This window comes from Fictibacillus solisalsi, from assembly GCF_900103485.1.
Taxonomy (GTDB): Bacteria; Bacillota; Bacilli; order Bacillales; family Fictibacillaceae; genus Fictibacillus_C; species Fictibacillus_C solisalsi.
Genome location: NZ_FNHW01000002.1, coordinates 310,874 through 333,249, shown reverse-complemented (window position 1 = coordinate 333,249; position 22,376 = coordinate 310,874). Strand labels below are relative to the sequence as shown.

At 45.1% G+C, this 22,376-nt stretch carries 25 protein-coding genes and 1 pseudogene; 9 read left to right on the top strand and 17 right to left on the bottom strand.

Going from position 1 to position 22,376, the window contains the following annotated elements; all coding sequences use genetic code 11:
- Positions 1-4 precede the first annotated feature (4 nt).
- Positions 5-730, top strand: a complete 726-nt coding sequence (locus BLT53_RS19105) for an SIR2 family NAD-dependent protein deacylase (RefSeq protein ID WP_090237451.1) — start codon at positions 5-7, stop codon at positions 728-730.
- A gap of 39 nt (positions 731-769) precedes the next feature.
- Here the strand turns inward: BLT53_RS19105 and BLT53_RS19100 are convergent, their stop codons facing one another.
- Positions 770-1,171, bottom strand: coding sequence for a secondary thiamine-phosphate synthase enzyme YjbQ (locus BLT53_RS19100; protein WP_090237450.1), 402 nt, complete (start codon positions 1,169-1,171; stop codon positions 770-772).
- 94 nt (positions 1,172-1,265) lie between these two features.
- Between BLT53_RS19100 and BLT53_RS19095 the strand changes: the two genes are divergently transcribed.
- Positions 1,266-2,033, top strand: a complete 768-nt coding sequence (locus tag BLT53_RS19095; protein WP_090237448.1) for a DUF3050 domain-containing protein — start codon at positions 1,266-1,268, stop codon at positions 2,031-2,033.
- Positions 2,034-2,067: 34 nt separating this feature from the next.
- Here the strand turns inward: BLT53_RS19095 and rsgA are convergent, their stop codons facing one another.
- The 3 genes from rsgA to BLT53_RS19080 form a co-directional block, all read right to left on the bottom strand.
- Complete coding sequence (gene rsgA, locus BLT53_RS19090; protein ID WP_244520511.1) at positions 2,068-3,129, bottom strand: ribosome small subunit-dependent GTPase A; 1,062 nt, start codon at positions 3,127-3,129, stop codon at positions 2,068-2,070.
- A gap of 385 nt (positions 3,130-3,514) precedes the next feature.
- Positions 3,515-5,935: an immune inhibitor A domain-containing protein gene (locus BLT53_RS19085; RefSeq protein ID WP_244520510.1), complete on the bottom strand. Its 2,421-nt coding sequence runs from the start codon at positions 5,933-5,935 to the stop codon at positions 3,515-3,517.
- Between the two features lie 179 nt (positions 5,936-6,114).
- Complete coding sequence (locus tag BLT53_RS19080) at positions 6,115-8,514, bottom strand: immune inhibitor A domain-containing protein (protein ID WP_244520509.1); 2,400 nt, start codon at positions 8,512-8,514, stop codon at positions 6,115-6,117.
- Positions 8,515-8,804: 290 nt separating this feature from the next.
- Between BLT53_RS19080 and BLT53_RS19075 the strand changes: the two genes are divergently transcribed.
- Positions 8,805-9,113 (top strand): Mpo1-like protein, encoded by a 309-nt coding sequence (locus tag BLT53_RS19075; RefSeq protein WP_090237445.1) that lies wholly within the window; start codon positions 8,805-8,807, stop codon positions 9,111-9,113.
- A gap of 58 nt (positions 9,114-9,171) precedes the next feature.
- On the opposite strand, the gene BLT53_RS19070 is transcribed toward BLT53_RS19075, so the two are convergent.
- Complete coding sequence (locus BLT53_RS19070) at positions 9,172-11,073, bottom strand: ABC-F family ATP-binding cassette domain-containing protein (RefSeq protein ID WP_090237443.1); 1,902 nt, start codon at positions 11,071-11,073, stop codon at positions 9,172-9,174.
- Positions 11,074-11,265: 192 nt separating this feature from the next.
- Between BLT53_RS19070 and BLT53_RS19065 the strand changes: the two genes are divergently transcribed.
- Entirely contained in the window at positions 11,266-11,514 is a 249-nt protein-coding gene (locus BLT53_RS19065; protein WP_090237441.1) for a hypothetical protein, read from the top strand.
- A 57-nt stretch (positions 11,515-11,571) separates the two neighbouring features.
- On the opposite strand, the gene BLT53_RS19060 is transcribed toward BLT53_RS19065, so the two are convergent.
- Both BLT53_RS19060 and BLT53_RS25195 read right to left on the bottom strand, forming a co-directional pair.
- On the bottom strand, positions 11,572-12,351 hold the full coding sequence (locus tag BLT53_RS19060) for a TIGR00266 family protein (protein ID WP_090237439.1): 780 nt from the start codon (positions 12,349-12,351) through the stop codon (positions 11,572-11,574).
- A 166-nt stretch (positions 12,352-12,517) separates the two neighbouring features.
- Positions 12,518-12,685: a hypothetical protein gene (locus BLT53_RS25195; protein ID WP_170834435.1), complete on the bottom strand. Its 168-nt coding sequence runs from the start codon at positions 12,683-12,685 to the stop codon at positions 12,518-12,520.
- A gap of 116 nt (positions 12,686-12,801) precedes the next feature.
- Between BLT53_RS25195 and BLT53_RS19055 the strand changes: the two genes are divergently transcribed.
- Complete coding sequence (locus BLT53_RS19055) at positions 12,802-12,987, top strand: hypothetical protein (protein ID WP_090237438.1); 186 nt, start codon at positions 12,802-12,804, stop codon at positions 12,985-12,987.
- Positions 12,988-13,025: 38 nt separating this feature from the next.
- Here BLT53_RS19055 and abc-f read toward each other — a convergent pair whose 3' ends face one another.
- From abc-f to BLT53_RS19020, 7 genes are all read right to left on the bottom strand, one after another.
- Positions 13,026-14,672, bottom strand: a complete 1,647-nt coding sequence (gene abc-f / locus BLT53_RS19050; protein WP_090237435.1) for a ribosomal protection-like ABC-F family protein — start codon at positions 14,670-14,672, stop codon at positions 13,026-13,028.
- A 242-nt stretch (positions 14,673-14,914) separates the two neighbouring features.
- The gene (locus tag BLT53_RS19045; protein ID WP_090237434.1) at positions 14,915-15,382 is read right to left on the bottom strand and encodes an Hsp20/alpha crystallin family protein; all 468 of its coding nucleotides are present in this window, start codon (positions 15,380-15,382) and stop codon (positions 14,915-14,917) included.
- 40 nt (positions 15,383-15,422) lie between these two features.
- Positions 15,423-15,617 carry a spore germination protein GerPB gene (locus BLT53_RS19040; RefSeq protein ID WP_061974369.1) on the bottom strand — a complete coding sequence of 65 codons (195 nt, stop codon included), beginning with the start codon at positions 15,615-15,617 and terminating at the stop codon, positions 15,423-15,425.
- A gap of 2 nt (positions 15,618-15,619) precedes the next feature.
- Complete coding sequence (locus BLT53_RS19035; RefSeq protein WP_090237432.1) at positions 15,620-16,075, bottom strand: spore germination protein GerPE; 456 nt, start codon at positions 16,073-16,075, stop codon at positions 15,620-15,622.
- A gap of 3 nt (positions 16,076-16,078) precedes the next feature.
- Positions 16,079-16,258, bottom strand: a complete 180-nt coding sequence (locus BLT53_RS19030; protein ID WP_061974373.1) for a hypothetical protein — start codon at positions 16,256-16,258, stop codon at positions 16,079-16,081.
- Positions 16,233-16,874, bottom strand: coding sequence for a spore germination protein GerPC (gene gerPC, locus BLT53_RS19025; protein ID WP_090237431.1), 642 nt, complete (start codon positions 16,872-16,874; stop codon positions 16,233-16,235). The genes BLT53_RS19030 and gerPC overlap by 26 nt, the downstream gene beginning before the upstream one ends.
- Before the next feature lie 65 nt (positions 16,875-16,939).
- Positions 16,940-17,161: a spore germination protein gene (locus BLT53_RS19020; protein WP_090237429.1), complete on the bottom strand. Its 222-nt coding sequence runs from the start codon at positions 17,159-17,161 to the stop codon at positions 16,940-16,942.
- A 153-nt stretch (positions 17,162-17,314) separates the two neighbouring features.
- Here BLT53_RS19020 and BLT53_RS19015 point away from each other — a divergent pair, with 153 nt between their 5' ends.
- The 3 genes from BLT53_RS19015 to BLT53_RS19005 all read left to right on the top strand — a co-directional run bounded on the left by BLT53_RS19015 (position 17,315) and on the right by BLT53_RS19005 (position 18,437).
- Entirely contained in the window at positions 17,315-17,539 is a 225-nt protein-coding gene (locus BLT53_RS19015) for a spore germination protein (protein WP_090237427.1), read from the top strand.
- Positions 17,540-17,563: 24 nt separating this feature from the next.
- On the top strand, positions 17,564-18,025 hold the full coding sequence (locus tag BLT53_RS19010; RefSeq protein WP_090237426.1) for an Hsp20/alpha crystallin family protein: 462 nt from the start codon (positions 17,564-17,566) through the stop codon (positions 18,023-18,025).
- A 124-nt stretch (positions 18,026-18,149) separates the two neighbouring features.
- Complete coding sequence (locus BLT53_RS19005; protein ID WP_090237424.1) at positions 18,150-18,437, top strand: hypothetical protein; 288 nt, start codon at positions 18,150-18,152, stop codon at positions 18,435-18,437.
- A gap of 40 nt (positions 18,438-18,477) precedes the next feature.
- Here BLT53_RS19005 and BLT53_RS19000 read toward each other — a convergent pair whose 3' ends face one another.
- Positions 18,478-19,287, bottom strand: coding sequence for an AAC(3) family N-acetyltransferase (locus tag BLT53_RS19000; protein ID WP_244520508.1), 810 nt, complete (start codon positions 19,285-19,287; stop codon positions 18,478-18,480).
- Positions 19,288-19,354: 67 nt separating this feature from the next.
- Between BLT53_RS19000 and BLT53_RS25500 the strand changes: the two genes are divergently transcribed.
- A complete protein-coding gene (locus BLT53_RS25500) occupies positions 19,355-19,996 on the top strand; it encodes a peroxiredoxin (protein ID WP_244520507.1) in 642 nt (213 codons plus the stop codon).
- A 59-nt stretch (positions 19,997-20,055) separates the two neighbouring features.
- Here BLT53_RS25500 and BLT53_RS18985 read toward each other — a convergent pair.
- Positions 20,056-21,016 (bottom strand): annotated as a pseudogene (locus BLT53_RS18985) (alpha-amylase family glycosyl hydrolase); the annotation flags it as partial.
- 52 nt (positions 21,017-21,068) lie between these two features.
- Positions 21,069-22,079 carry a LacI family DNA-binding transcriptional regulator gene (locus tag BLT53_RS18980; RefSeq protein ID WP_090237420.1) on the bottom strand — a complete coding sequence of 337 codons (1,011 nt, stop codon included), beginning with the start codon at positions 22,077-22,079 and terminating at the stop codon, positions 21,069-21,071.
- Positions 22,080-22,376 lie beyond the last annotated feature (297 nt).

Sequence of the window (22,376 nt, the reverse complement as noted above, 5' to 3'; positions counted from 1 at the left end):
CCTTATGACGGATCAACAGGCCATTGAACAGCTGGCTTCCTGGTTAAACCACTCTTCCTGCACCGTCGTTTTGAGCGGGGCCGGAATGTCCACCGAAAGCGGAATCCCCGATTTCAGGTCGCATAATGGATTATGGAAAAACTTTGATCCAGCCTATGTTTCATCTGTCGAGGCTCTGGACAATCATTACGATCTTTTTAATGAATTTTACACCCTACGTCTGCAAGATGTTGAGACTTGCAGTCCTCATGAGGGGTATGAAGCATTAGCACGATTACAGCAAAATGGATTGATTCAGGCAGTCGCAACCCAGAATGTTGACGGCTTTCACCAGAGAGCTGGAGGAAAGAATATCTATGAACTTCATGGATCACTCCAAAAAATATACTGCCACACCTGCAGCAAAGTGCATTCAGCAGAAGATTTTAAAAATGGATCGACCTGTTCCTGCGGAGGAAAGCTTCGTCCATCCATCGTTCTTTTCGGGGAACTGCTGCCTGAGGAGGTTTGGCATCAAGCTATATCGGCCATTCGCCAGGCTGATTTGGTCCTGATAATTGGTACGAGCCTTCAGGTTTATCCCGTGAACCAGCTTCCTTCCATGGCAAAAGGAAAGACTGTATTAATCAATCGTGAGCCAACACCGATGGATCACCTTTTTGATCTCTCCATTTACAGCAGCGCAAAAGACACCTTGTTGGAAATAGAGCAGCTTTGCCTTAAAAGATAGCAAAAAATCCTCTTTCACAAATGAAAGAGGATTTTTTGCTTAATCCGGAATCACTTTTACAAAATAGTTCCGGGTACGGGGTCCATCAAATTCACAGAAATAAATGCCCTGCCATGTTCCGAGTACCAGATCCCCATCATTGATAATAACCGGCTGGGAGGAACCTACCGTACTTGCTTTTAGATGGGACGCGGTATTCCCCTCCCCGTGGCGATACTTCGGATGCTCCCACGGATATACTTCGTCAAGCCTCATCAACATGTCTGATTTAACATCCGGATCGGCATTTTCATTGATTGTTATCCCTGCAGTTGTGTGGGCACAATATACATAAAGAACTCCTTCTTGCACACCTTGTTCCTGGATATAGGCCCGGACCGTCTCCGTTATATCCAGCATCTCGTCCCGATTATGTGTCTGTATTGTGAATCTTTGCAGCATAACTGATCACCTCGCTATATTTTTCCGTTATCTTATAACCATTACCATTCTGGCAAATCATCAAACGCCGGAACAAAAAGAAAGGAATGCTATTATGGAACACCCTGTATTTAATGACTTGACAGAAGTGCGTGAGGAACTGCTCCAACATCCTCTCTACAAACAGCTGACCAATGCAGAACGAGTAAAAATCTTGATGAAGCATCATGTCTTTGCTGTATGGGATTTTATGAGTCTTTTAAAAAAGCTGCAAATTGAACTCACCCGTGTTTCATTGCCATGGATACCGGCACCTCATCCTGAATATGCCCGATTCATTAATGAAATTGTACTGGGAGAAGAAACGGATGAAGATGGGGAAGGCGGATTTATCAGCCACTTTGAGCTTTATTTGAAAGGAATGAAAGAGGTAAAAGCAGATACAAATCCCATTGTGACGTATCTTACAAGGATAAAAGAAGGAGAAGACCCACTTCTGGCGCTTGAATCGGATGAAATTCCAAGGAGCGCTGCTGGATTTACACATCACAGCCTGAAGCTTGCCCAGCATGGAGAAGTGCATGAGGTGGCCGCTGCTTTCTTTTTCGGAAGAGAAGACTTAATTCCCGACATGTTTCAGGTGCTTGTTGATGAAGTTTCCTCACATGGTGTGAGCGCAAAAACATTAAAGTACTACTTGAACCGCCACATTGAATTGGACGGGGATGAGCACGGTCCACTTGCGGAAAAACTGCTGCTTTCGCTTTGCGGTGAGGACCCGGAAAAACTGCAGCAGGCAAAACAAGCCGCTATGGAATCTTTGAAAATGCGCATCAAGCTTTGGGATGGCGTGTTAGAGGAAATACAAAGCATTCAGGCGTAGAAAAACGCAGCCGGATAATTCCGGCTGCACTTCTTTATTTGCGGTTCACACGTGTGCGGTCCCCGCTGATTTTTTTCCATTTATTTTTTTCCGCCAGCGCTAAACGCTGATCCTCTTTCCTGGCGAGAAACGCCAGCTCTTTTTGCAGCTTAACGTAGCTGTTATAGCGTTCTTGATCCAATGTACCGTCTGAAATGGCCTCCTGCACAGCACATCCTGGCTCTGTTGTGTGCTGGCAATCTCTGAACCGGCAGTTTGCTGCTAATGCTGCTACATCCGAAAAACTCTGGCTTACCCCTTCATCCGCTTCCCACAGCTGAAGCTCCCTCATCCCAGGAGTATCAACAACTACTCCGCCACCTTGAAGCAATACCAGTTCCCGATGTGTCGTAGTATGGCGACCTTTGTCATCATCTTCCCGGATAGTCTTCACTTCCTGTTTCTTTTCACCGAAAAGTGCATTCGTTAGAGTGGATTTTCCCGCTCCTGAGGAACCAAGCAATGCCACCGTTTGACCCCATTCGAGATACGCAGACAGTTGATCCAGCCCTTCGCCATTTTCAGCACTGATCGCGTGGACCGGTACCCCCATCGCAATGCTTTCCACTTCCATTAACTTTTGTGAAACATTCTCACAAAGATCAGATTTGCTCAGAACAATCACCGGGTTTGCCCCGCTCTCCCAGGCCATGAGCAAATAACGCTCCATCCTGCGGAGGTTAAAATCGGTGTTCAGGGCATTGACAAGAAAAACAGTGTCAATGTTAGCTGCCACAATCTGCTCTTCAGTTGTGACCCCCGCAGCCTTTCTTGAAAACTTACTTTTTCTTGGCAAAATGGCATGAATGGATGCTTTCTGTTCCTCTGGCCTTGCAGAGATAACAACCCAGTCCCCAACCGCGGGATAATCCTGACGTTCCGTTGCCGAATGTCGGAGCTTACCTGTGATTTCAGCAAGTAGTTCACCATGCTCGGTAAACAAGCGGTACATTCTCTTATACTCAAGAGCCACTCTCCCCACGGTAAACTGTTCTTGATCATAATCGGTAAAATGATTTTCAAAAAAAGATTCCCAGCCTAATTGTTTTAAATTCAATGTGATTTCCTCCAATGAGATAAGTTGTTTTTTGCATAAAAAAAAGACCGTTTCACCGGTCTGTAACAAGCCGCTTAAACAAGCAGCCTTCCGTACAAAATAAAAACCCGTGAGCATAATATACAGCCCACGGGTATCTGCACTTAACCATTGAAGGTTGCACAAACGTGCATCAAAAAAAGTAAAGGTCCAGGTTACCGGAGGGCTGTGATATGAAATTAACAACAGAAATGGCAGATACAATAGCGATATTCATAAAACATACCTCCTTAAAGACTCTTTAATATCTTAACTATAGTATAAGTATGCAGGATTTGTAAACATGTTATTCCAAAAATTCAAAAAAAACCTGAATGGCAAAAGCCACTCAGGTTTTCTTCAATCACTATCTTTTGCGAATCCAGATTGTACCGGCAGAGTTGTCGCTTGCTTCACCAAGTACATGGAACTGTAATCCAAGGTTCGGAAGGATGCGTCCTGCATCAGCAATGACACCATCTTCTGCGTCCCCGTTGTAGTCTGTCCAGTCGATGTACTCTCTGGAGTCATCAAACGATCTCACACCCGGAAGTCCTTTGTAGTCAAAGATCCCTCGGGATGGAGAGTTAATGTACCAGGATGGAGCCTTGTCAAATGAGAAGGCAGCATCTGCTACTTGGTAGCGAGTAGAATCTTCAATGCTTGGCTTGCCATTTAGCGTACCAACGATTGCCTTAGGGTGGGAATCTACCACTCCAAGGAATCCATAGCCTGGATGTGGACCAGTCCAGTTATCGGAGTAGCTGTCATCTGCATACCATACCATCATACCTGTGTTGTATTTTACACCGCGGGCAAATTCAAGCGCTTTATCCGCACCAGCGTAATTTCTCCACTCCAGGTAGTAGTTGTTTTTCTTAAAGTCGATACCATCAGTTGTTTTTGCTCCGCCAGCAAACGTCAATTTAGGAGTGCCTTCAGCATCATCAGTAAAGACTACATTGCCATCAACCGTTAATGAAAGGTTGTCCATGGCAAATCCGTTCAATGCCAATCCGCCGTCTGTAACATAGTTAAAGACGAGTTTTACTTTTTGGCCGGCAAATTTAGCAAGGTCGATTTCCTTGTCCACCCATTCACCATTGGAAGAGTCTGCACCATTAGATGTGTTTTCGTCGCCAATTACGTCAACAACTTCTTCGGTTCCATTGCTCGTTACAGCTTTTACAGTCATGAAGTCGTAATCATATTCAATTTCAAAGTTTGCCTTATACGTGAATTTTGCAGATTTTGCATTTGTAAGGTCAAACTCAGGCGTTGTCATCGTTGTATTGAGATCATCGCCTTTTTCACTGTAATAATATTTCTGACCAAATTCCGGCTTAAGTCCCTGTACCTTTTTGTCAGGAAGATTGACTTTAACAACACCAGGATTTTTGGACTTGGTTACAGACTGGTCGATGGTTGTCAAAAGGCCAAGCTTGTCAATGTCCTTGTAATCTACTTCCTGAATGTTTGCCCAGTTTCCACCAATCGTTTTTTGGAAGAAGTCTTTGTTTTGCGGTGAGAAGCTTGTAGGTGTTGTTCCTGCAATTTCCCCATTCCAGCTTCCGCCGCTCATGATGGACCATGAAGCAACCGGCTCACCATCGTCGGTATACTGAGTATCATACTCATCCGGAAGACCTAAGTCATGGCCGAATTCATGGGCAAATACACCAACCGCACCGTCTTCCGGCTCAACTGTGTAGTCGAAAGCAGCCATTTGTCCGCCCCAATAAGGAACATCCGTTGAAGTTCCCGGAATCTTATATGGCTGTTGGCCAATTGTCCAGCGGTGAGACCAGATGGCATCGTCTCCAAGTGCTCCGCCACCGGCTTCCTGTCCAACACCAGCATGGATGACCATCAAGTGGTCGACCAATCCATCCGGCTCGTTGATGTTGCCGTCACCATCAAGATCATAGATATCAAGATTATCATAGTCTTTTAGATTAATACCTGCTTTAACGGCAGCATTTAAGGAATCTTTAATGAAATCACGAGGTCCTAGCGGGGCCTGGTTGTCATTTCCGCCGTCTGGCGAATCATCGCCGTAGTCTTTGGCTTTACCAGGAACCGTAAGCCACGGAGAAACCGTTCCTTCTACCGTGTAGCTCCCACCGGACTGCTCTTCATAGAACTGCTTGAATGTTTCTACCTTTGAACCATCAAATAGTTTAAAAGGCTTGTCCCCGAAAAGCATTTTCTCGTAATGCTGCTGGTTGAAGTCATCAGACCACATATAGCCAGGTTCCTGCTCAATGCTATTGTGTTTGAAATCAGAGTACTCTGCCAAGAGCACCAGTACTTTGTCTTTTCTTACAGGGCCGTTATATTTCTTTCCTTTTGCCGGTTTCACATTGACAAAACCGTCAGACGATCCGCCTTTTTTCAACTGCGCATGGCTGTTGTTCAACTTCTTGGACAACTGCTCTTTTTGCTTGTTGAGGAAAGCTTTTGTTTTTTGGTCGAAACTCTTCTTGCTGGATGAAGAAGAAGCTGCGATGTTTTCGGTTCCGCCCGTTTTTTCATTTTTACGTTCTATGTACTTCTGTACTGCCTTGGCCGTATCCACCTTTGATGCATTCTTGGAGATCAGCCCACGATCTTTTAACGCCTTTGCCAGCCGGTCCTGATCGACAACATTCATGTCGATGGGTGCAAACTCAGACGTTTTCCCCTTAGACGGCTGTACATCGCTGGCAAACGCTGATGGTGACAACAGACCTAAAGAGAGTCCGCCAATCAAGAGCGATGAGCCTAATTTTTTAGACCAATTTCCCAATGTAACCCCTCCTGTTTTTGAACAGCATGAATTTTCTGTATACTTACTTTTTAAAGGTATCATATTACTAAGCTAAAGAGGATTGTACTAATTTACTAAAATAGCAATTTTTTCACAGGGGAATATAGGTATTAAGAACCATTTAGCTCTTCCGCTTTAAAGCAGAAGAGCTAAATTACTTATTTATAAATGACAATTGCCCCTACTGAATCATCAGATGCCTCACCATTTACCCGTACTTTTAGACCATAGTTGTCTGTGTTGCGTCCGGCATCCGGCATAAATGGATTTTTGAAGGACTTGCTGTCGTCAAAGAGAGATACCGCTGGTTGATATGGTGCTGTCAGCGTTTGTACTCCCGGATAATCGATATTTAGACCAGACGTTTTATCCAATCCAAATGCAGCATCTGCAATATGGAACCGAGTGCTGGCTTCTACTCCAGTGTTCCACTTCAGGTCATTAATGTGTGAATCTACTACCCCAAGGAAACCATCGCCAGGGTGAACGCCTGTCCAGTTATCGGTAAACGTCGGATCCACATACCATACAACCAGTCCCCCGTCATAACTCATAAGGGAGCTGCCACGTTTAATATGGGCAAGCCCTTCATCTACTCCTTGGTGATTTCTCCATTCAAGCAAATAGTAATGGTCACTGTATTTGTTGCCATCTGACTTTTCAAAGCCTTTTAGAGTGAATGCAGATGGGTCTTTCTCAGCTCCATCGTCTATTAAAGTCGTACCATCAGCGACCACTTTGATGTTGTCTGCATAGAAGCCTGGCTGGCTGGTTCCCCAATCCGTAGCAGAACGGAGACGAAGCTGGATTTTCTGTCCTTTGTAAGCGGAAAGATCAAAGGACTGCGCCTGCCAGCCATTGGAGTTGCCTGTAAATCCTGGCATAGAGTTTAAAATTGTAGGATATCCTTCTGGAACGACGTCAGAACGGGTATTCTCGTTTCCGAGAGACTTCCATGTCTTACCGTCATCAGTGGAAACTTGAACAAAGGCAAAGTCCCACTGCTCCTCAATATCGTACCACGCGTCAAAAGTCAGCGTCGCTGTTTGCTTGCCTGTTAGGTCTACATTCGTCACCATGGAGTTGTCCATCTCATCAGCCTGGCCGCCCCAGTACTCATAAGTGCCTGCTTTTGGTGTATTAATGTTTGTTTTCTTCTTAGGAAGATTCACTTGAACAGCCTGGTGATTGTCGCCGTTTGGCGTATTGGCCTGATCAAGCAGGAACTGTGTTCCTTTGGAGGATACATCCTTCCAGTCGACAACGGTAGGGGTTGTCCAGTTTCCTCCCAAAGTAGATTGGAAGTAGGACTTTGCCCAAGGAGAGAATCCTGTAGGTTCTGCTCCTGGAACCTTTCCTGCCCATGATCCACTTGCCATGATGGACCAGTATCCAACCGCTTCACCTGTACCAGAATAAATCGTGTCGTATTCATCAGGGAGGCCAAGATCATGTCCATATTCGTGAGCAAATACGCCTGTTGCCCCGTCTTCAGGCATCATTGTGTAATCATAGAATCCAGGTTTCCCCTGTCCAAGTCCATCCGGATCAACCAATTTAGCAGAACGGTGTGACCAGATCGCGTTGTCTGCAAGAGATCCGCCCCCTGCTTCCTGCCCCATCCCGGCATGAATGATTTGCAGGTGATCAACCAGGCCATCCGGCTCCCAATAGTTGCCGTCGCCGTCCAAATCATGCGGATCCTCCAAATCATAATCTTCAAGCGGAATTCCTGCAGCTTTGGCCGCATTATACGTATCCACCACTAACTGCTTCGAACCTCCTGGTGTCACATTATCGTGGCCGCCAGTCGCTTTATCGGCACCATAGTAGGCAGCCGTTCCCGGAACCTTCAGCCATCCATAGGCTTTTCCTTCAACGGTATATGATCCACCAGATTGCTGCTCATAAAATTCCTTTTGGGATACAAAGTCTTCTCCATTCGGGCCTTTTACACCATTCTCGCCGAAAATCATATCTTCGAAGTGCTCTCGATTATAGTCCTCGTAGTAGTTGTCTGTCTCGTTCGGCTTTATCTTGTTGTGAGCAGTATCAGAAAACTCCACCATTAGGGTTAAAAGTTTTCCCTTTTTCACTACTTCACCAGGTCCATGATCGTTAACGGGATCGGGTTGTTTTTTGTAGTGACCCTTCTTTTTTCCGTTTCCGTTCAACAGGCCGTTGTTAAATCCTTTGAACTCCCGTTGTTTTTCGGCAGCAGCCGCTTTTGCTTTTGGAGCAAGCGGATCCTTTTCTTTTACAGCATCCGGTTTTCCTTTTAGCTCAAGATAGGATTGCAGTGCCTTTTGCTTTTCCTTTTGGGAAGCATTTTTGGAAATGACTCCTTTTTTAATCAGCAAATCTATTAATTTATCATCATTTACAATCGCAAGGTCAAGCGCCGAGTGGCTATTGCTATGATGATTTGACACGGTTTCCTGCATCGCCGTCTTTGCTTTCGCATCCAGAGACCCAGTAAACAGGGATGTTGATACTAACCCCAATGACAATCCTGTAACCGCCAGTGATGACCCCAATCTCTTACTCCACTTTCCCAAATGTACCCCTCCCGTAGAAGATAATGAATATTTTGTAATTTCTTGCTATCTAAAAGTATCATATACTCAGCAATTTAGAATGCGACCTTCGTACTATAATTAGAATATTTTTACTAATCAAAAAATACATTTGTTCATTCAGGAAGGACTACCGAATCATATCAAAGGTCCGCAAGAATCAATTATCATATTTACATAAAAATCCAAAATATTTCGTTGATATTTTGTCGAATATCCAGAAGGGATGAATTTATTGAGAAAGAATATTCTTTGATAAGGAGGAATAAAAGATGGCCAATCAATCTTTCATTGAAAAGTATAAAGAGGATCATCAGCATCCCATTAACAAATTGACCCACTCGATCGGCATACCGATGATTGTTGTTTCGCTGCCTCTCTTTTTCTGGCGTTGGAAACTTGCGCTGGCGTTGTTTATCGTTGGGTGGATCCTTCAATTTATCGGACACCTTTTTGAAGGAAAAAAGCCTTCGTTTCTTAAAAATCCGGTCTACCTTCTTGTCGGTCCTGTCTGGTATGCCAGGAACATTCTTACAGGGAAAGCATTCAAAAAAGAAAAAAAAGAAAAACCGCACATGTAACAGCCACCTTCAGACTTTAGAGGTTCCATTACAAAAGTGCGGTTTTCATTCTTCTGTTTTATTTATTTTTTTCAATCTCTTCCACGAGCACAGAAAGCTCTTCCCAGCGGTTCATCGCCGCTTCAAGGCGGGCTGCAACTTCCTGCTGTTCACGGAACAAGCCGTCGATCTTGCCGAAATCACTTCCCGCGGCCGCAATCTGGGACTCTATTTCTTCATGCTTTTCTTCTAATTCTGCAATGGTGTCCTCAATCGTCTCCCATTCCTTTTGTTCCTTATAGGACAGGCGGCGGGCTTTTTCTTTTTTCGGTTTTGGATCGTCAGAAGAAGCTGCTGGTTTCGACACAGCCAACAGTTCTTCTTCTTTTCTTTTTTGCTCCAGGTAGTCCGAGTAATCTCCATCAAAGCGTTCCACCCGGCCATTTCCTTCGAGAGCAAAAAGATGTTCCATCGTGCGGTCAAGGAAATACCGGTCATGGGAAACTGTAATGACCGCACCAGGAAAATGCTCCAGATAATCTTCCAGAACGGAAAGTGTTTCAATATCCAGATCGTTTGTCGGCTCATCCAGAAAGAGCACATTTGGTTCATCCATTAATACCCTCAGAAGATACAGACGCCTTCTTTCCCCTCCTGAAAGCCTTGAAATATATGTCCATTGCGCACTTGGAGAAAACAGGAACCGCTCGAGCATTTGCGATGCTGTAATAGGGTCGCCGTCTTTTGTATAAATGACCTCAGCCGCTTCGCGTATATACTCGATGACCCGCAGGCTCTCATCCATTTCTTCATGGTTTTGGGTGTAGAAGCCCAGTTTAACGGTCGGGCCTGTTTCCACCTGTCCGGTATCGGGAGTCATTTTGCCGGCAAGAATATTTAAAAGTGTAGTTTTACCGCTTCCGTTTTTACCGATGATACCCAGTCTGTCATCCGGCATAACCAAGTAGCTGAAATCGTTGAACAATGCCTTTCCGTTAAACGACTTGGATATCCCCTCAATCTCGATCACTTTCTTTCCGAGTCTCGCGGAACCAATCGCTACCTCCATCTGGCCTTTTTCGGCAGGACCGGACTGTTCCTTTAATGCCTCTGCACGCTGAACTCTTGCCTTCTGTTTGGTTGTCCGTGCTTTGGCTCCCCTTCTAAGCCAGGCCAGCTCACGGCGAAGGAGATTTTGGCGTTTTTGTTCGGACGATGCTTCACGTTCTTCGCGCTCTGCCTTCTTATCCAGAAACATTTCATAGTTTCCTTCATACGTATACAAATTTCCGCCCTCGAGTTCAATCATCCGGTTCGTAACACGGTTTAAAAAGTAACGGTCGTGCGTCACCATCAGGAGGGCGCCTCTGTATTTGGCAAGAAAATCCTCAAGCCATTCCACTGTTTCATTATCAATATGGTTGGTCGGTTCATCCAATATGAGAAGGTCAGCCGGCTGGATGAGCGCACGGGCAATGGCCACCCGTTTTTGCTGTCCGCCTGAAAGCATGCTCACTTGCTGTTCGAGCATTGTGATGCCGAGCCGGTTAAGCACTGTTTTTGCCGTTGTATTCGTGTCCCATGCATCCATGGCATCCATCTTCTGCTGAAGGGAAAACAGCTTGTTCTGAAGCTTTTCATTCTGTGGATCTGCTTCAAGACTGCTGATCGCTCTTTCATATTCGCGCAATAGCTGCATAAGGGGAGAATTCCCGTAAAATACAGCTTCAAGAACCGTTACACCATTTTCGAAATAAGGAGTCTGGGAAAGATATTCGATGTGAAAATCATTAGCGTGGATGATTTCTCCCGCGTCCGCGGATTCCAATCCCGCAATAATTTTAAGCAGAGTTGACTTGCCGGTTCCATTGACACCGATGATGCCAATCCGCTGCTTTTCACTAATTGTAAAGGAGATATCCTGAAACAGTGTTTTATCTCCGTAACTTTTTGAAAGTTGTTCAACCGATAATAAACTCATTTGCTCCTACCTCAGATCTATAGTTATCTTCTTTTATTGTAACAAAGATTGCTGTACAACCCGTACGATCGTGATTTAAAAAGTGGGGTCTGTTATGATAATAAAGGTTAAATGGTCCCTCTTCAATAAATGGTTTAGACAGAGGCGGAGAAGGCTATGTAACTATGGAAGCTAAAAAGGGGGAATGTTGATATGGATCCTATGCAGCCCAGCGGTCCGTTGGATGCCATTGGTGCGTTAATGGGCATCTTTGGTTTACTGTCCTTTATCGTAACAATTTTTATCGTCGTTTTAACTATCATCTTTTTATTTAAGGCCATGGGCTTTATGAAACGGAAATTGGAAGCCGACCGCTTGAGAAACGAGCAGTTGGAACGGCTGATCCAGCTTCGATCCAATCATGAAGTCAACCTTTACCGTACTGAGGAAGAACGTACATAACCAGAAAAAAGGATCGCGCCTGTGGCGCCATCCTTTTTTTGTTTACTTATCTTTCAATCAATCTCCATCAAAAAGGTTAAAAAGCCCTTTTGCCATGCTTCCTTCATCCTTGGATTGAGGAATGGCTGCAAAGACCCTGCTTGCCAGCCTGCTGAACGGCAAGGATTGGATCCAGACTTTTCCTGGGCCGCGAAGTGTCGCAAAGAACAATCCTTCACCGCCAAACAATGCCGTTTTTACTCCCTTCACCATTTCGATGCTATAGTCGACATCTCTTGTCATGGCAACGAGACACCCGGTATCCACACGAAGCACTTCTCCCGGCTGCAGTGTTTTTTCATGAATTGTACCACCTGCGTGCACAAAGGCCATTCCATCTCCTTCAAGCTTTTGCATGATGAATCCTTCACCGCCGAAAAAACCGGTTCCAAGCTTTCGCTGCAACTCTATACCGACAGATACCCCTTTTGCAGCTGCCAAAAAGGCATCCTTCTGACAGACGACTTTTCCGTCATACTCACTCAAATCCATTGGAATGATCTTTCCGGGATAAGGAGAAGCAAAGGACACGTGTTTCTTTCCTGATCCATCGTTTGTAAAGGTCGTCATAAACAAGCTTTCCCCTGTGAGCATGCGCTTTCCGGCATTGAATAACTTGCCCATCAAACCGGATCCTTGGGAAGAACCATCCCCGAAGATCGTTTCCATGCTGATGCCATCCTCCATCATCATCAAGGCCCCTGCTTCTGCTACGACTGTTTCACTCGGATCCAGTTCCACCTCAACAAACTGCATGTCATCCCCATAAATTTTATAATCAATTTCATGGTTATTCATTTTTTCTTCCTCCTAAAGTATGTAAAAATTCACTACTCCTTCTACGCATCTATACTGCCAAAGGTTTCATTAATAAGAATACGGCTTTTTCCACGGATATTCCTTTTTATAAAAAAACTTCCGAAATTTTTTCGGAAGTTCATCACATTGAAATCTATTTAAATGTTTATTGTACTTCTTTTTTTGTCAGCCCAGAACGCAAGGTGTGCCGAATAAACCACAAATTGATGAGTTCTACCTTTTTGTTGTACTCCCTTATATTTAAACCGCCCTGCAAGTGTTTCTTCCTGATGATAAAAAAGTACTTTTCCACAACCTGGCTGTAGTCTGCCATGTGATGCTCCTCCTCAAAATTACAGTTAATATTGTCTAATACCCGCTTTACTTTATTCTTAAGCTTATATTTACGCATAGATTTGGGACAGACTACGTAAAAAGGAGGGTTATGAGATGTCAGAAAAAGAAACCGACTATGAGGGAAAGAAAAAGCTATACCTTGACATTGACCGGATGATCAATGAAGGGATGGCCGGGGGAACAGTGGCCCATGAGTATGATTTGAATCAAATCAGCTATTCCACCGAAATAGGCGACGAGGAAGAACCTCCAATCCGGCAGGAAGAAGACAAGAAATAGCAAAGGCAGGGAGCTCGTGGCTCCCTGCTTTTTTATGATCAGTTCATATTTTGTTTGATTTGCTGTATGGATTGCAGCAGCTCTTGATACCGCTGCTCAAGCATTTCTTTCTCAGCACCTTTTCCCGGCATGGACAACCTTCCGATCAGATCCGCACGTTCAAGTTCCAGCGTTAACAGTTCTTCCTGTGCCACAAATGGTTCCTGCTGGATTTCCTTTGCATGCTGCTGTTCAAAGGCAGCATAGTTGCCTTGGAAAAACAGACATTTACCCTCCTTGAATACCAGCAAATGATCGGCAACCTGGTTCATCAGCTGCCGGTCGTGAGTCGCAAACAAAATGGTTCCCGGATAAGCGGACAGGACATGCTCCAGTGCCTCTCTCGTAAAAATATCCAGATAGTTTGTTGGCTCATCCAGCAAAAGCAGGTTAAAGTCTCCGAGAAATATCTTGGCAAGGGCTGTTTTTACTCGTTCGCCTCCGCTCAGCACCTTCACTTTTTTGTGAACATCTTCTTGTTTAAACAGCATCCGGGCAAGTACCGTCCGAACGAACATCTTGCTGTATGGACACTGTTCCGAAACATTTTCCAGTATGGTGCGTTCTCCGTCCACGTTCTCTAAGTTTTGATGGAAATATCCGATTTTCAGTGCCTGGGAGGCGGTTACGGAAGAGTGCCCCCTGAGAATCATGTTCATCAGGGTAGTCTTTCCGCACCCGTTCGGCCCCGTCAACGCCACTTTCATTCCAGGTTTCACAGCAAAAGAAACCTCATGGAACAGCTGCCTCTGCCCAACCGTTTTCTCCATATCATTTACTTGTACCGCAAACCTCGCATGGACCGGGCTTAATTTAGCGATATCAAACTGAACGTATTCCATTTCCTTCGGTTTCTCTTTTTTCTCCAGCTGCTCCATCCGCTTTTTCATGGCCTTTACATTTTTCATCATGGCGGCCTGCTTGCTTTTCACCTTGCCTTTTCCGAGTTTGGCTTCACTATAGCTCATACGAGACGGCTTTTTTTTCATGCTTTTTACTTTTTGCGTTTTTGCTTTTGCCGCTTCCTTTAACCGCCGCCTTTCTTTTGTATAGGTTTCATACTCGAATTGCTGCCGTGTCAGTTTATGCTCCTTCTGCTTTTGATAAGACGAATAATTACCCGTGTAAAACGAAGGAACCGTATCCGCAATTTCAATTATTTTTGTACATACCTGATCAAGAAACGCACGGTCATGAGAGATGACTACCACCGCTCCTTTAAAAGAAGACAGTTCTTGTTCAAGCTGAAGTATTCCATCAAGATCAAGGTGACTCGTAGGTTCATCCATAAACAGCAAATCGGGTTCCTTCTCAAGCGCAGCAGCCAGGCACAGACGGGTCTTTTCTCCTCCGCTCATGGATGAATACATCTTGTGGTTTAATCCCCACTTCTTCTTCAGCTTTTCTGATGTCTCCGCTTCGCGGGCGGTTTGAAATACGGATGAAATTTTTCCGTAAACGTGGACCTCTCCTTTATCCACCGGTTCTTCTCCGGCAAGCATATGCATCAGTGTGGTTTTCCCTGCGCCGTTTTGTCCGACCACGCCGATCCGGTCGCCGCTATGAATCAACAGCGGTTCCTTCAGCTGAACAATCAGCTTATCCTTAAACGATTTTTCAAGATCTGTTGTTTCCAATAAAAGCATAAAAAAACCTCCCTGAGAATCAGAGAGGAATTAGCTGCACAAAAAACACCCGATCGTTGCAGATCATCCAAAAAGAAACAGGGTATAAAAATGGGCAAACTAATCCTATCTGAAGTTTATTTTCAAAAAAGAAGATAAAGTTCATGTTAAATAGGAGTTAGTTGCGCATTGGACGATATACCTTTTCCTTTCCAGTTTTTGCTTCTCTTTTAGTTTAGAGCCGCTCCGGTATCTTGTCAATCTCAATCGTCAAACCTGCGGATGTCTACTTTTTTCGGTTTTTGCCGATCGGCCGGCAGCCGGTAGAGCCTGAGGTATAAGAATCCTTTTTTATACGTGGCCTGAATGGCATCACTACGGACTCTGTAAGGCAGCTCAATTTCCCTGCTGAAACTTCCGGAGCCAAACTCCTGCTTGGCAATTCTGTACTTGCCGCCGACAAGGTTGGTTTTTCCTTTTATATGAACACTTCTGTCGTCGACATACACATCTACATCTTCGGCTTTTTCCAATCCCGGAATGGCTGCAATGCACAAAAGCTCATTATCGGATTCGTAAATATTAACAGCCGGAAATCCTTTTTCCTCTGCAGGCTCGGCATGCTGGTTCCTTTGTTCCTCATCCTGCTGTCCATAAGGCGTAAAGAAGTTTTGCCCAAGATACTGATCAGCAAACTTCTTCCATTCCATCATCTGTTTCCATGAGTCCACGGAGTGATTCCCTCCTTTCTTGTAAGATTAAAGACTTAAATCAGGATGGAGCCGGAAGTTCCACTGTCGGAAGGGCGGCGAGCGGGGGTGCGGCTCCTGTATACCCGCCGGTGTTGTACAGGTTGGAAACCGGCCGGATCATACCGGCACTTCCAATCTGCATGACAGAGGAATTCTGTATCCCCTGCACCTTCAATTGGTAAATCGTGATCGTTTGGTTGACAAATAGATTCACAGCTATTCCTCCCTTCCTTTTGGTTCCCGGTGATTTCGTGATACAGGTGCCAAAGGAACGATGGACAAATTTTTGGGATCAGGATTAGTCCGGTAATCACGGACATGCTTTACTCTTGATTCTAAATCGATATTCTGGATACCGCCGATATGAAGCATTGCGGCTGTGGAAATACCCAAAATATCAATCGAGTTCACTTTAATGAACGCTGGATCGTGATAGGATTCCATGTCCACTTCGTTTGGGGGAATTGTGGGTGGCCGTGCCATGGTAAATATCTGATACTTTGGAAAATCGAGCAGATTGGCGAGAGTAGGATTAAATTCAGGTTCGTACTTCTGGATGGCCAGAGCCCGTGAAAACGCCGTATGTTCATCAGTATCCCCCACATTGACAATCGAAGAAAACAAAACCGAGCGAATATGGATGTGGTTCACTTCCGATGTACGCGGAATCATTTTTTAAACGACCGATAAAGGAACAAGGGCGGTTCCAACCGTCAGAGTTTCAGGAGGTGTATCAAAGGCAGCCGCAAGCGCGATGTGGCCCGCATCCCCCACCAATACAAGTGAAGAGATGCTTACCCCCACAATCTTCAGATCCCCGATTGAGAGATCATGATTGATCACCTGGAATTTCATCGTTTTCGCCTCCGATGTTATTATTTTTTAAACTCAGGATAAAATGTTCCATTCCTTTGTAGACATCACCTTTTACCTTGTTTTCAACAAGAAGCAGCCCTTCCTGATTTTGAGGGGGGTACTTTTGCATATAATGTTCAAGCCTTCCCGGCAGCTGTGTCCGGATATCATTGATGATTAACTCATGATAGGTCTCTTCCAACTTATGATCATACTCTTCTTCAATCTTGGCAATGTCTTCCGCTGCTTCAATGTTCAGGTACTCTTCGAGGTTCCCCATAATGTCAGTATATTCCCGGCTCGAGCTCAACGATCCCGGTGGGCTTACGCCATTATTGGGGACAGCGATGGATTCTCCTCCCACGGTAAAGTCATCCACGATATTTTTACCATCCGCATCAGAACTGAGCCCGATATTCAGCGTTCCGTCGAGCCTTTCAATTTTTAACTGATCGAATGAATATTGAATTTGTGTGGTCGGCTGGTCTTTTACCTTTTTCATATCCTTCGTCAAGTCTTCAATCTGCTTCTCCAATTCACACACTTTATCCTGGAGGCATTGAAGCTGCCCCTGCATTTGCTGTATATAGTAGTACTGATTGTAGGTGTCCGACATAACATCATCTCCTTACTATGTTTTATGCCGGACCTATTCCAAATTTGCTTTTTAAATCTTCACTTCTAGTAATTTCCGATGTTGGTATTGTCGAACTGATCCATATCGTACGTGTTTGTCAGATTATAACCAGTATTGGTTCTGATGTTGTCGCCCGTATTAAAGGATCCGGCCCCCGCAAACGTTTTCGCGTTGCTGATTGGTTGGATGGCCTGAACATCTCCAATATGGACAATCGAACTGCTCGAAACTGAGGCAATGTTGATACTTCCTACGATACCAGGCATCCAACCCCCCCCTGCCGTAACCGTCTCTTCATAGCATATGTAGCTTTCACTTAGGTGTTCACCCTCTTTATGCTCACCAAATTCCTGCCAGCATCATAGATTAATAAGAGCAGCAGGAATCCAGACAGCACGTCATAAGGGAGGTCGTATTACTTGCCATCACTCATCGTAGGACCTGTCACCATTTCCGCCGTTCAATCCGATGGAGTTGTCAATTTCGGTGATACCCTGGTCATCAATCCGAAAAGCACAAGCAAAGGATACAGCGGCTCTGGCGGAGGAAATACAGGGAATTTCATGCAAACCGTCACGTTCGTCAGCGCCACCAATACACTTGATACCGATGCCGTAGATTCGAATGTAGCCGGCAACGCTTAAAATGACTAAAGGAGGAGTTTGAACATGTCAGAAAACGGCGGCCCCATTCTGCCCTTTTTAAATGAAAAATCGTTAGGTACATGGGTAAAATCCCTCGAACAATTTATTGATAAAAGCTTTGAGCATTATCATACAATGGTTGATAATCTCTCTTTCCCGCTTGAAGTTAAAGAAACAAAAGATGAGTACCTGGCGTATGCAAACCTCGAAGCCTATGACCAGAACCAAATTCAGATTGAAGTGCTTGACCGTGCCCTGAAAATTATTGCCTACGCCTCGGAAACGAACCGCTTCACAAATGACAGCACCAATATCAGCCAGTACAAGCAAGCGAACAAGCGTGTTGAACGCCTCGTTCCGCTTCCCTTTTCCGTTAAACAAGAGGACGTCCGTGCCACATTCGGAAACGGTGTATTAAAAATCAGGGTGCACAAACGAAAGCCTTCTGCCAACCTTATTGAGATTCAGCCTGAAACGGAAGAGTAAAGCCTGCATATAAACGCAGGCTTTTTATTTTAAATAAGAGCTTCATAGTTATATATCTTGTACACAAATACTGTTTCTACATATGCTAAAAGGAACAAAAATCTTATGAGATAGGAACGATCATATGCGACAGCTAAATCCTTATGGATACGGCCAGTATCCTCCATACGGCTATCCCCCCGGAATGGGGTATGGACAGCCTGGCGTTGGTTACGGCCAGCAAGGATTCCCCGGATATCCCGGCCAGGCTTACGGACAAGGTGGTTATCCCGGAGCAGGCTATACCGGGTCAGTTCCGGGCTTTGGCCAGGGAGTAATTGGAGGATATCCCCAAAATCCCGGTTATCCACAGCAAAAGCCGTACATCAAGCCGCCACAAAGCGGCGGAGGCTGCGGCTGCGGGGGCCGATAAATGAAAAACCATCCTGGAACCCTTTCCCGGATGGTTTTTTTTACATAGGTGAGGATGTTTGGATATTTTGCTTCAACCAGTTTTCCGTGAAATCAACCAGCTGCTTTTGTTTCATCAGCCGGCAGGTTGCAGAGCCTGCCCGGGCAATTTTTATCTCTTGTCCATAGTTTTCTTCAAATTGGCGGCCAATCTCTTCAAACAGCTCTTCCTGGTATTCAATTTGTTTATACATTTTCCATACACGCTGTCCGGATTCCATGACAGGGCTTCCTTCTTCCACTTGTTTCTGCCCAGGTACACGGTACTCGGCCAAGTGCATGGACGTGTTGCTTTCATGTCCCACTCCAATAAGAAGGATAGATCCATTGAGATCGTAAACCCTGGCAAGTGGCGAAGATTCCCCCAGGCCGTTATCCAGGGAGTGATTCCCGGTAATCCATTCTTTATCCTTTCCCCATGCTGCAAAGGATACCGTAGGGTGACTGCTTCTTATGACTTCCGGACACGTCCGGAACACTTCAGCCACAGCCCCCATGAAATAAGTAGGCGAAATTGCCGGATCAAATGCAGGCATCTCGGCACGTATGGTACCCCACCATTCTTTTGGAACAGGAGGGTTTCCCCATCCCGCAGGGTCCGACAGCTCTGCAGAATGAGTAGGCATGATCAAATTCCCCTCTTCGGTCACCACATCCATTAATGCCTGAACCACGGCAACAGCACCTCCGCAGACCCACCCCATTTTACTCAACGATGTATGTACAATGACGGTCATTCCCTTTTGGACACCCAGTTTCTTAAAATCCTGAGCCAGCGATGACCGGGTAACGGGCTGTTCTGTATTTATCACGCTTAAACTCCCCCTTCATACGATAAGTATAACTGGCATATATCTCAAACGGAAAGGAGGGATTTGAATGAGCTTGCCTTTTGACGGAAACCAGCATTATCCCAAGCCATCGGTAGAACAATTTACTACCTGCGCACCTCAGCCCTACTGCGCCGGGCTCGGAGACATCGCTCCCGTATTCACTGCAGCTTCCTTTCAAGATGGCAAAATAAAAGACGTACGGCTCGAAGATTACCGGGGCCGCTGGGTGGTTCTCTTTTTTTATGGCAGTGATTTCACGTTTGTCTGACCCACAGAATTAGCGGCGGTCGCCGCTTTATATGAAGAATTCAAGAAACTGAATACCGAGGTGCTTGGCATCAGTACAGACAGTGTCTTTTCCCACAAAGTGTTTAAAGACGTATCTCCTCTGGCCGGAAAGGTGCAGTATCCGCTCGTAAGTGACCGGAATCATATGATCAGCAGGGCTTACCGGGTTCTTGACGGATACAGCGGTGCATCTGTGCGGGCTACCATTATTGTAGGGCCTGATGGCTTTATCGCGAGCAAACTCATCTACCCTTCTGAAGTGGGCCGAAATGCATATGAAATTCTGCGGCTCGTTCAAGCCCTCCAATTTGGCGAACAATCACAATCCGGAGTTCCCGCCAACTGGCTTCCCGGCATGCCTGGCCTTAACATGGATACCGAGAACATCGGGAGATTCTAACGTTAGCTTTACAAAAAAGAGCTGTCTTCTCACTCAAAAGCGAGGGACAGCTCTACCTATTACTTCAATCGGTGTACACGTGCTTCATATGGCATGAGTTCAATCGACTGTATGCTTTCTTCAGCATTTATTACATAATTGCTGATCATCAGTTCATGATTTGAATACACCATTTCCTCTGGCATCTCAAATAACGGCCGGCCGCCAGAAAAGTTTAGGATGACGAGCAGCTTTTCCTCAACGAGTGTACGGCTGTACGCATAAATATGAGGATGCTCTTCCAAGAGCAGATGATAGGTGCCATATACAATAATCTCGTTTTCTTTGCGCAGCTGGATCAGCTTCCTGTAGTAATGAAAAACCGATGACGGGTCCTCCATTGCCTGTTTTGCGTTTATTTCTTTATAGTTTGGGTTCACCTTGTGCCATGGTGTACCATCTGTAAATCCTGCATGTTCACTGTCATCCCATTGAATAGGAGCCAGTGCATTATCACGGCCTTTAACATAAATCGAGTTCATTACCTGTGCCGCATCTTCTCCGCCATCCGTCGCCTTTTCACGATACATATTGAGCGTTTCAATGTCCTTATACTCTTCAATCGTTTCAAAACGGACATTGGTCATTCCGATTCTTCGCCTTGATACACGTAAGGCGTCCCCTGCATCATATGGAGAAAAGTAGCCAGCATTTTCGAAGACTCCACATGATACTCTTTGTCGTTGCCGAATCGGGAAACCATGCCCGGCTGATCATGGTTATTCAGGTACAGGCTGTTCCATCCATTGCCTTCCAGACCTTTTTGCCATTTCGTAAAAGTATTCTTCAGATCCTTTAACTCAAGAGGCTTCAGGTCCCATTTTCCTCCTGGGCCCGAATCAAGGTCCACATGCTCGAACTGGAACACCATGTTAAGCTCCCTGCGTTACTCGTTGGTATAAAGAGCGGCTTCCTCTGTCGTTACCCCAGCATTTCACCCACGGTCATAACATCGTATTGAGAAAGCACTTTTTGATTCATTGTTTAAGTAAACGTTTACGTAAGCTTGTTAAAATAAAGAGCAAACCTTGGTTTACTCTGTTTCTTTGTTTTCAATCACTTTGACCGTTTCTCTTTCCACAATATGGTGAGGCATAAAAACGCTCTTCTGTTCCGCTGTTTCTCGATCCAAAAGCATTTTTACCGCACTTTTTCCCATTTCGTAGAGCGGCTGACCCACTGTCGTGAGCGGTGGAATCGCCATTTCCGCCACCTTTGTATTGTCGTATCCGATAATAGAGATTTGGTCAGGCACCCGGATTGACATTCTGTACAGATAGGACAGAGCACCTGCAGCCATTTCATCACTTGAACAAAAAATGGCGGTAAGGTCCTCATTTTGGTCCAGCAGTTCCTTTGCGGCGGTTATCCCGCTTTCAAATCCGAAATCACCAAAAGCAATCTTTCTCTTGTCCACCGGGATCTCTTTTTCCTTAAGAGCCCGTTTATACCCTTCAATTCTGGGTAATGTGGCAATCGGGTCCCCTTTTGTCCCGGCAATCATCCCAATGGAACGGTGCCCTCTCTCAAGAAGATAATTGACCCCATCGAACACTGCTTCCCTGTCATCCACTTTTATAAAAGGAATGTCATACTGTGATTTGGTTGACACAAGGACGACTGGAAGATTCATGGCAATGATGGCGTTATAGTATTCTTCCTTAAAAAATTCACTGACAAAAACGATGCCATCCACTTGTTTTTCGCGGAGAGCCTGCAAGTATTTCATTGTTCGCTTTCCATCTTTATCCGTATTGCAGACCATTACACTGTAATCGAGCTCATGTGCCATATCTTCAATCCCGCTGAGAACAACCGATGCAAAGGTATCTGAAACGGCTGGGAGCAGCACACCGAGTGTTTTTGTCTTTTTGTTGATCAAGCCCCGGGCTATCGCATTTGGCTGATACCCCATTTCCGCAATAACCTGCAGAACCTTCTCTTTTGTTTTCTCTGAATAGCCCGGCAGATTGTTCAGAATTCTTGAAACAGTAGCCACTGAGACATTGGCCTTTTGGGCCACATCTTTAATCGTGTAGGACATACCAAGCCCTTCTTTCTTTTACGTAAACGTTTTCGTAACTTTGTAAAATTAATATACCACCATATGTAAGCATTTTCAACACCAAAAAAACAACCCTTTTACAGGTTGTTCCGTTCCATGCCCCTCCACTCGTTGTATAAAAAGACAGCATAAGATTCTATGCCTTCTATGAGTTGAGGAGTTTTAAGTCCCTGCAGCCCATAAAGATAAGCAATAAAGTTTGAATCCGGTCCATAAAAACAGACAGCCTATTCCTTTGAGGTAAATCCCGGCACTGAGCAGACACATGCAGGACAT